12 protein-coding genes are annotated in these 9759 nt (G+C 38.6%); 8 read left to right on the top strand and 4 right to left on the bottom strand.

Features of this window, described 5'->3' with window-relative positions:
- The 8 genes from HMPREF2655_RS08495 to xerS form a co-directional block, all read left to right on the top strand.
- Window positions 1-390: hypothetical protein (locus HMPREF2655_RS08495; protein ID WP_373878878.1), on the top strand; the 390-nt coding region annotated here is incomplete at its 5' end.
- Between the two features lie 83 nt (window positions 391-473).
- Window positions 474-914, top strand: a complete 441-nt coding sequence (locus tag HMPREF2655_RS08490) for a hypothetical protein (RefSeq protein WP_373878877.1) — start codon at window positions 474-476, stop codon at window positions 912-914.
- Window positions 915-1321: 407 nt separating this feature from the next.
- Window positions 1322-1753, top strand: a complete 432-nt coding sequence (locus HMPREF2655_RS08480) for a hypothetical protein (protein WP_070838571.1) — start codon at window positions 1322-1324, stop codon at window positions 1751-1753.
- A gap of 98 nt (window positions 1754-1851) precedes the next feature.
- Complete coding sequence (locus HMPREF2655_RS08475) at window positions 1852-2274, top strand: hypothetical protein (protein ID WP_070838569.1); 423 nt, start codon at window positions 1852-1854, stop codon at window positions 2272-2274.
- Window positions 2274-2513, top strand: a complete 240-nt coding sequence (locus HMPREF2655_RS10485) for a hypothetical protein (protein WP_227945780.1) — start codon at window positions 2274-2276, stop codon at window positions 2511-2513. The genes HMPREF2655_RS08475 and HMPREF2655_RS10485 overlap by 1 nt, the downstream gene beginning before the upstream one ends.
- 170 nt (window positions 2514-2683) lie before the next feature.
- Window positions 2684-2962, top strand: a complete 279-nt coding sequence (locus HMPREF2655_RS10480) for a hypothetical protein (protein WP_227945781.1) — start codon at window positions 2684-2686, stop codon at window positions 2960-2962.
- Between the two features lie 92 nt (window positions 2963-3054).
- Entirely contained in the window at window positions 3055-3474 is a 420-nt protein-coding gene (locus HMPREF2655_RS10475) for a hypothetical protein (protein WP_257368000.1), read from the top strand.
- Between the two features lie 480 nt (window positions 3475-3954).
- Complete coding sequence (gene xerS / locus HMPREF2655_RS08465) at window positions 3955-5025, top strand: tyrosine recombinase XerS (RefSeq protein WP_000817852.1); 1071 nt, start codon at window positions 3955-3957, stop codon at window positions 5023-5025.
- Window positions 5026-5098: 73 nt separating this feature from the next.
- On the opposite strand, the gene HMPREF2655_RS08460 is transcribed toward xerS, so the two are convergent.
- The 4 genes from HMPREF2655_RS08460 to HMPREF2655_RS08445 all read right to left on the bottom strand — a co-directional run.
- Entirely contained in the window at window positions 5099-6088 is a 990-nt protein-coding gene (locus HMPREF2655_RS08460) for a lipoate--protein ligase (RefSeq protein WP_000874005.1), read from the bottom strand.
- A gap of 59 nt (window positions 6089-6147) precedes the next feature.
- A complete protein-coding gene (gene lpdA / locus HMPREF2655_RS08455) occupies window positions 6148-7851 on the bottom strand; it encodes a dihydrolipoyl dehydrogenase (protein ID WP_001162886.1) in 1704 nt (567 codons plus the stop codon).
- A gap of 45 nt (window positions 7852-7896) precedes the next feature.
- Window positions 7897-8940 carry a dihydrolipoamide acetyltransferase gene (locus HMPREF2655_RS08450; RefSeq protein WP_000752731.1) on the bottom strand — a complete coding sequence of 348 codons (1044 nt, stop codon included), beginning with the start codon at window positions 8938-8940 and terminating at the stop codon, window positions 7897-7899.
- A 108-nt stretch (window positions 8941-9048) separates the two neighbouring features.
- Window positions 9049-9759 (bottom strand): alpha-ketoacid dehydrogenase subunit beta (locus HMPREF2655_RS08445; protein WP_070838567.1); only part of this gene is annotated, 711 nt, incomplete at its 5' end.

The following is a 9759-nucleotide window of genomic DNA, read 5'->3' as shown; positions in this document are numbered from 1 at the left end:
CCATTATTCATAGTTTTACTACTCGCAACTGTCACAACAGGAGGTGTTTTTATATTTAGTATGTTAGGAAAATCCCAAGAAGAGCGTCGAAATAGAGAATATGAAGTAAGTCTGGTTAATGCCTTAAAGAATTCATATGAAGGGATAGAAGAAATCAAAATTTCCAATCCAACATATACGAACCCTCCTGGTGACTGGTCTTGTAAGGTTGATATTTTGTTTGAAGATGGGGAAAAAATATTCTATGGAATTCCACATAACTTAGATGAGATAGAAAATTACAATGGTCGTATGACTTATGGACAGCGAGATTTTCTTAACCGAAGAAAAGGAATAACAACTAATACAGTTACGGTTACATACTCTAACAAAGAAAGAGGGGAACAGTAAATTACTGATAAACAACTCAATGAATTAAATCACGGGAAGAATGTATACAGTGTCAATGCTGAATATGCTGAGAAAAAGAGGAAATGATAATGAGTAAAGACAGATTAAGAAAAAGCTATAAACCATTATTCATAGTTTTACTACTCGCAACTATCGCAGCAGGAGGTGTTTTTATGTTTAGTGTGTTAGGAAAATCCCAAGAAGAGCGTCGAAATAGAGAGTATGAAGTTAGTCTGGTAAACGCCTTAAAGAATTCCTATGAAGGGATTGAGGAGGTAACGATTGCGAATCCATCGTACAGCTCAATTCCTTCAGACGCTTGGGGGGCGGATGTGAAACTAAAATTTTTTGATGGAACATCTAAAGAACATGTTTTAGCTTTTGATATAAACTCGAATAAAATTAGGATTGGAGTATATAATAAGGATGATGAAGAATTTCAACATTTTTTAAATTCTAGGCGAGGTTGTACTAAGTCAAAAGTTAAAGTTAAATATTCGAATGGTTCAGAAGGGGAGCTATGATGAATAAATACGTGTATACAGACAAACAACTTAATGAATTGAATCAAGGTCCGAATGTTTACAGTGTTAATACTGAGTTCGCACAGCGTAAAGAAAACCGAACAAATATTGTTCTGCTAAATCAGATAACGAGTTAAAAAAAGGTGAAATCAACACTATAACCACCTCCGATGGTCAAGAATTCCGTGTCGTTGCGAATAAGTCTCACCGAGGAACAGGTTTTGATGGTTTGGCGGTAGGGTCCTATAGTCAACGGCAAACCGGGTTATAAAAGTATAGCTGTGATTGCTGCAGGAACGGATTCAGAAAGTCCTACTAAGACCTTATAGAAGTAAATCAACTTTTTCTTATTATAGTGTAAAATAGACTAATCTTATAGTATAACAAGAGAAAGGAGGAAATCTTAAATGAACAATTCCAGCATTAAAAAAAGTCATAAAAAGCTACTAATCGTTTTGTTAGTTGCATTCATTACAGCAGGAGGTGTTTTTATGTTTAGTATGTTAGGGAAGTCTCAAGAAGAACATCGGAATAGAGAGTACGAAGTTAGTTTGGTTGAAACTTTAAAAGATAGTTATGAGGGTATTGAAGAAATTAGATTTTCTAATGCAAACTACACAAATCCGCCAGGAAGCTGGACTTGCGTAGTTGAACTATTTTTTAATGAGAGAAGCATAAAATATAAAATTAATTATTCAAAAAATGATAAACATATTTCAGATGTATCCTTAGAAAGAGAGAATAGAAAAGAGGACCGAGAATTTTTAAATAGTCACTTGGGTAAGACTAGTAAACTCACAAAAATTATTTATTCAGATGGTTCAGAAGGAGAATATTAATGGTATACTCTTATAATGATAAACAACTCAATGAATTAAATCACGGAAAAATGTTTATAGTGTAAATTTTGAATATGCTGAGAGGAGTGGAGATAACAATGAGTAAAGACAGATTAAGAAAAAGCTATAAACCATTATTCATGGTTTTTCTACTCGCAACTATCACAACAGGAGGTGTTTTTATGTTTAGTATGTTAGGGAAGTCTCAAGAAGAACGTCGGAATAGAGAGTATGAAGTCAGCTTGGTCAACGCTTTAAAAAATTCCTATGAAGGGATTGAGGAGATTAAGATTTCCAATCCAAACTACACAAACCCTCCAGGTTCATGGTCTTGTGATGTAGAAATCAAATTTAATGATGAAAGAAAAACTAAGTATAGGATAGGCCATGGACTCCATGATAAAAAGAATTATCAAGGATCATTGACCAATGAGAAAAGGCAATTCCTTAACAATTACAAAGGAGTGACCGACTTAAAAGTATTTGTTACATATTCAGATAATAGCACGGGAGAACAATGATGACATTTTCCTATACAGATGAGCAGTTAAACAATTTGAATCGGGATTATGTTGTGTCTAGTGTAAATCTTGAATTCGCTAAGCGTAACGGAAGGACTTATGTCAATTCAAATCTCATTGAAAGTATATCTCCTGATGATTTAGAAAAAACCAACACAATAACCACCTCCGATGGTCAAGAATTTCGTGTTGTTGCCACTAAGTCTGACATTGAAACAGGTTTTGACGGGCTAGGCTAGCAGTTGCATCTATTGTCAACGGCGAACCTGATTATAAAAGTATAGCTGTTATTGCTGCAGGAACTGATCCAGGGAGTTGCACTAAGGTTGATGTTTCCACTGCCATTATTGAAAGAGAAACATCCTTATCTCCTCAATATTTTGTAGCAGATTGATTTGTAAAAGAGATTATGGACGATCCTAGATATGAAGTCAGTCAACTATCTGGCTATTCACAAGGTTCCTACATGCTGAAAATAGGAGCTAAATATCATATTCCAACTACAACTTTTAACGCTTGGTTCACTTATCTATCACTTTCTAACGAGGAAAAAGCATTTATTGATAAAAATCCAGCTATGTTTATAGATTATCGTAGAAAGTCTGATAATGTAGTAGTTATCAATGATTTCAATCACCCCGAATGGTTTAATAAGTCTTTCTTAAAAATGCCTGATACCATATACTAGCTTGATGGTAATAGCCATAAAATTGAAGACTGGGAGTTTTGATCCAGTAACTGGTCAACTTGTTGATGGCAAAGGAGGGAAACCCTTAATCAGTGGCGTTTATCGAGCCTATGCCAACAGTCTCCGAGGAATGGCTCATTAAGGACTTGAAATCAAAATGGTCATCAGGTGGCATTAGTAGCTTTGAGAAAATATACTTAGATGCAGCTCAAGGTTCTATCCTATCATCATCTATGGCTACAGCAGCAAGAACTGGAGCTGATGAAGTGAGCGCCTTAGCCCAAAAAGCCAATCAGGAATTACAAGAAATTTGGTCAAAAATCGACTTTACGAGCTACACAGCATTAGCTCCCTATGAGGTTGATGCCATTTTTGCTAGTCAAGGTATTACTCAAGCACAGTTTATAGATACATTTCAGACAGAGACAAATCAAACAACCACTAAGATGAATGCTTCCGCCCAAGCATTTGAAACAATTACAGGAAGTCATCGAAAAAACAGTAGCAACTGACAAGCAATTAGGCAAGGAGTTTCGACAATGGAAAGAAAAGATGTAAAATGGGAGGAAATAAAAGAGAAAGAAAGAGAAAGAAAGAGAACTATTTACTCTAGAAGACCAATATTATCAAGAAAAAAAGAAACTTGATAACAAAGCGCTTAATCTAGACGAACGAAATGCAAACTTAAAAAAACTAATTTCCGAAGAAGTTGATAATAAGAAAATTGCTACAGAAACCAAATCTACCATTACAAGCATAAATAGCCAAATGGACACTGCAATTCAAGGTAAGGTTCGCAAGAGTCTTGAAGAAAAGATTCCGAATATGTTGCTCAAGTATGATGAAATTTAACAAAGGGTTCAGGATAACTGGGGGGAAGTTAGACTTCTTTTTTAAATTTCTTATTACATCTTTCCGAAAAACTATAATTTTCTTGAAAAATAAATAAGTCTATGCTATACTACTAGTAGACTTATTTATGGAGAAAATACATGAAACGTGAGATTTTACTGGAACGAATAGACAAACTAAAACAAATCATGCCCTGGTATGTTCTGGAATACTATCAATCTAAGCTAGCTGTACCTTACAGTTTTACAACCTTGTACGAATATCTCAAGGAATACGATCGATTTTTCAGCTGGGTTTTAGAGTCTGACATTTCAAATGCTGATAAAATGTCTGATATTCCTTTATCTGTCTTGGAAAATATGTCTAAGAAAGACATGGAATCTTTTATCCTTTATTTACGTGAACGTCCTTTGCTGAATGCTAATACAACCAAACAAGGAGTTTCACAGACAACTATCAATCGAACCTTGTCAGCTCTTTCCAGTCTTTATAAGTATCTAACCGAGGAGGTTGAAAACGATCAGGGGGAACCTTATTTTTATCGTAATGTAATGAAAAAAGTTTCAACCAAAAAAAAGAAAGAAACGCTTGCTGCCAGAGCTGAAAACATCAAGCAAAAACTCTTTTTAGGTGATGAAACAGAAGGTTTCCTAACTTATATTGACCAAGAGTATCCACAACAACTTTCAAATCGCGCTCTCTCATCATTCAACAAAAATAAAGAACGTGATTTGGCCATTATTGCCCTTCTATTGGCGTCTGGTGTCCGCTTATCTGAAGCTGTTAATCTGGATCTAAGAGATCTCAATCTCAAAATGATGGTTATTGATGTCACTCGAAAAGGGGGTAAACGTGACTCGGTCAATGTCGCTGCCTTTGCTAAGCCTTATTTAGAGAATTATTTGGCCATTCGAAATCAACGCTATAAGACGGAAAAAACAGATACAGCCCTTTTTTTGACTCTCTACAGAGGAGTTCCTAATCGTATCGATGCTTCCAGCGTTGAGAAAATGGTTGCTAAGTACTCTGAGGACTTCAAAGTCCGTGTAACACCCCATAAACTACGACATACCCTAGCAACCAGGCTCTATGATGCCACTAAATCGCAAGTTTTGGTCAGTCACCAGCTAGGACATGCCAGCACACAAGTCACTGACCTCTATACCCATATCGTTAATGATGAACAAAAGAATGCTCTAGACAGTTTATAAAATACATAAAATAAATTATGTAATATATGGTTTTTAAAAAAGAAGCTGGTCCTACAACCAACTTCTTTTTGATTTATCCAACTACCGCTTCAGCGATTTCTTCACGGCTAATACCAGCAAAGTAGCGTGTGATGTCAATAGTTTCTAGTGACTTGAGGACATCTTCACGTTCGTATTTCACTCCACGGAGGACATCTTCTACAGCTGCAACGTCCTCGATACCAAAGAAGTCCCCATAGATCTTGATATCTTGGATTTTTGATTCAATGACGTTGGCAAAAACTTCGACCTTACCACTGGTGAATTTTGTTCCACGACGGACGTTAAATTCAGGTGATTTACCGTAGTTCCAGTTCCAAGTACCGAACTTGGTATCCTTGATACGATTGATTTCAGCCAATTCTTGCTCAGAAAAAACGTATTCAGTCATCTCTGGGTACTCTTTTTTCATGTATTCCAAGAGCAAATCACGGAATTCTTCAACTGTGATTTTTTCTGGCAATTCATTGACAATATTTGTTACACGGGCACGGACGGATTTGACACCTTTTGACTCAAATTTATCCTTTGAAACCTTGAGGGCGTTAGCAAGAACTGACAAATCAACGTCAAAGAGCAAGCAACCATGGTGCATGATACGCCCATTGATATAGGCTTGAGCATTGCCACAGAATTTTTTGCCATCAATCTCTAGATCATTACGGCCTGTAAATTCGGCTTTAACACCAAGTTGAGCCAAGGTATTGATAACTGGAGTTGAGAAGCTCTTGAAGTCGAAGGCCTTGTTTTCATCTTCTTTTGAAATGATGGTGTAGTTGAGGTTGTTTAAATCGTGATAAACAGCTCCACCACCACTGATACGGCGGACTACCTCAATACCATTTTCGCGAACATAATCACGGTTGATTTCTTCGATAGTATTCTGGTGACGACCAACAATGATAGAAGGTTTGTTAATCCAAAGAAGGAAGATTTGATCCTCATCTAGTAAGTGTTTAAAGGCATATTCTTCCAAGGCGATATTAAAAGCAGTGTCGTTTGAATGATTGATAATATATTTCATGATATCCCTTTATACGATAGAGACTGGAAAACATCTTTCCAGCCTAGTCTATCTTCGTTTTATTTTTTCTTAGGTGAATGGATGGCCATTCCTAGAACATCCGCAAATGCTTCGTACATCACTTCAGAGTAGGTTGGGTGTCCGTGGATAGTCTTCAGCATTTCTTCAACAGTGATTTCCATTTCGATAATGCTTGATGCCTCGTTAATCAATTCTGCGGCTGCAGGACCAATGATGTGCACACCAAGGATTTCCCCGTATTTCTTATCAGCGATAACTTTTACGAAACCTTGAGCAGCATCAGATGCAATGGCACGACCGTTGGCTGCAAAGTTGAATTTACCGATTGCGACATCGTATTTCTCACGTGCTTGTTCTTCAGTCAGACCTACTGCTGCTACTTCAGGGAGAGTGTAGATAGCTGCTGGAGTCAAGTTCAATTTAGCAACAGCATGGTTTCCTTTGAGGGCATTTTCAGCAGCAACTTCCCCCATACGGAAGGCTGCGTGCGCCAACATTTTAGTACCGTTGATGTCACCTGGTGCGTAGATTCCAGGAACAGAAGTTTCCATGTACTCATTGACCTTAATACGACCACGATCCAATTCAAACTCAACATCGCCAATTCCTTCAAGGTCTGGTACACGACCGATTGAAAGAAGAGCTTTATTTGCAATGATATCGTCTTTTCCTTCAACCTTGATACGAAGTTGGCCATTTTCCTCGATGATTTCTTGCAATTTTGTACCTGTCAAGATGGTCATACCTTTGCGTTCCAAAATCAAGCGAAGATTCTTAGACACTTCCGCATCCATAGCTGGCACGATACGGTCCATCATTTCGATAACAGTTACTTTTGAACCAAATGTCATGAATGCTTGGCCGAGTTCGATACCGACAACCCCACCACCGATGATTACGAGGCTTTCTGGAACTTCGTTCATTTCAAGAATATCATCGCTGGTCATCACAAGTGGAGATTCCATACCAGGGACGTTAATCTTGCTGACTTTTGAACCACCAGCAAGGATAATTTTCTTGGTTTCAAGCAATTCAGAACCATCTACCAAGACATTCTTGTCTTTAGTGATTGTACCAACACCCTTATGAACAGTAACTCCGTAGCTACGAAGAAGACCCGCAACACCACCTACCAAGGTATTGACAACTTTAGATTTAGTTTCTAAAAGTTTATCCATATCTACAGTGAAGTTTGGATTTTCAATGACAATACCACGGTTTGCTGCATGACCGATGTTTTCGATGATTTCAGCGTTGTGAAGGTAGGTCTTAGTTGGGATACAGCCGCGGTTCAAGCAAGTTCCACCGAGTTCAGATTTCTCAACAAGGGCAACCTTACCACCAAGTTGAGCAGCTTTAATGGCCGCTACATATCCAGCAGGACCTCCACCAATCACAACGATATCAAAGGCATCATCGCTCTTGCCGTCGTCGTTTGAAGCACTAGCTGCAGGTACAGGTTTTGATTCTGGCGCAGCAGCTCCAGCTGTTGGGATATTTTCCCCTTCTTCTCCAAGGTAACCGATAACTTCCGTTACAGGGACAGTTTCACCATCTCCTTTGAGGATGGCAATCAAGTATCCATCTTCTTCGGCTTCCAATTCCATGCTGACTTTATCAGTCATGATTTCCAAAAGGATTTCTCCTTCTTTTACAAATTCTCCGACTTTCTTATTCCATTGGACGATTTGTCCTTCTGTCATATCCACGCCGGCTTTTGGCATAATTACTTCTAAGGCCATGTCTTACTTCCTTTATCTATATCTCTAAAAATAAATACTGTATTTTTAAACCAACATTGAGATTGGGTTCTCAATTAAGGCTTTCAAGTCTTTCATAAACTTAGCACCAGCCATACCATCTACGACACGGTGGTCAATAGTTAACCCTAGGCTCATGATAGGACGAATAACAATCTCACCATTGACAACTACAGGTTTTTCAACTGTTGAGCTAACCCCGAGGATAGCTGAGTTTGGTTGGTTAATAATCGGACCGAAGGACTGAACGCCAAACATTCCCAAGTTACTAATTGTGAAGGTTGAATTTTGCAGTTCGCTTGGAGATAATTTACCATCCAAGGTACGACCAATTACATCCTTAAAGGCTACAACCAACTCTGACAAGCTCATTTTTTCAGCATTATAGACAACTGGTGTCATTAGACCATTATCCATCCCAACTGCCATCGCAAGGTTGACATAGTTGTGAGTGATAATGGTCTTGCCATCTTCTGTCAATGAAGCGTTGATGTAAGGATGTTTCATCAATGTTTTCACAACAGCGAGTGAAAGAAGGTCTGTTACAGTAGTCTTCTTACCAGTTGCTTCCATAATTGGCTCAAGAACCTTCTTACGAAGAGCCAGCATCTCAGACATATCGACATCGTAGTTGAGTGTGAAGGTTGGCGCAGTTAGGTAGGATTCAACCATTCGTTGTGCGATAACCTTACGCATTGGTGTCATTGGAATACGCTCAATCTCACCATAAGGAGTGATATTGTCTGGAACTTCTTCTACTTTTTCAATTTGAGCAGGAGACTTGATAGTGTCGTTTTCGATATTTTCAGGAAGTAAGGCCAAAACGTCCTTCTTCATGATCTTACCACGGTGACCTGTTCCTTGGATTTCCTGCCAAGCAATGTTATGTTCGAGGGCAATTCGTTTTGCAAGTGGCGAAATGCGAACCACATTTGTGTCTTTATAAGTTTCCACGTCTTCTTTGTGGACACGACCGTTTGCACCTGAGCCAGAAACGTCGTAGAGGTTGATCCCTAGATCATTCGCTAACTTTCTAGCCGCAGGAGTCGCTCTTAGCTTGTCATCAGCCATGACCTCTCCAATTCTATACTAAGATATTAAGGACGAAGAGAGTTCTGCACCTAAAAGATACAAAGTTCCTCGTCTTTTTTATTTTATTTACATAACTTATATTATGTATTATTCCTTGTTATATGTCTTACGGATTGCATCTTTGATGCTTTCAACTGTTGGAATCATTGCATTTTCTAGATTTTGTGCGTAAGGCATTGGCACATCCTCTCCGGCGCAACGGCGGATTGGTGCGTCTAGATAATCAAATGCTTCTGATTCTGAAATAATAGCTGAAATCTCTCCGATATAGCCACTTGTTTTGTGAGCATCGTTGACAAGCACCACCTTACCAGTCTTCTTCACTGAGTTAATGATGATATCCTTATCAAGCGGTACAAGGGTACGTGGGTCCACAATTTCAACTGAAATTCCTTCTTCTGCCAATTCTTCGGCAGCTTGAACCACACGGCGAAGCATTTTTCCATAAGTAACGACTGTTACATCTGTACCTTCACGTTTGATTTCCCCAACTCCAAGTGGAATTGTGTAGTCTGGATCAACTGGTACTTCCCCTTTTTGGTTAAATTCTGACTTGTATTCAAGGATGATAACAGGGTTGTTATCACGGATAGAAGACTTGAGCAGTCCTTTCATATCCGCAGGTGTACCTGGAGCTACAACCTTGAGACCAGGGATGTGTGTAAACCAAGACTCTAGAGACTGAGAGTGCTGAGCTGCAGAACCAACTCCGTTACCAGCTGCACATCGAACTGTCATTGGAACCTGACCTTTACCACCAAACATATAACGTGTTTTAGCGGCTTGGTTGACGATATT

Origin of the sequence: Streptococcus sp. HMSC066F01, from assembly GCF_001837335.1 — a bacterium.
Classification (GTDB): domain Bacteria; phylum Bacillota; class Bacilli; order Lactobacillales; family Streptococcaceae; genus Streptococcus; species Streptococcus oralis_S.
This window is presented reverse-complemented; position numbering and strand designations above follow the sequence as displayed.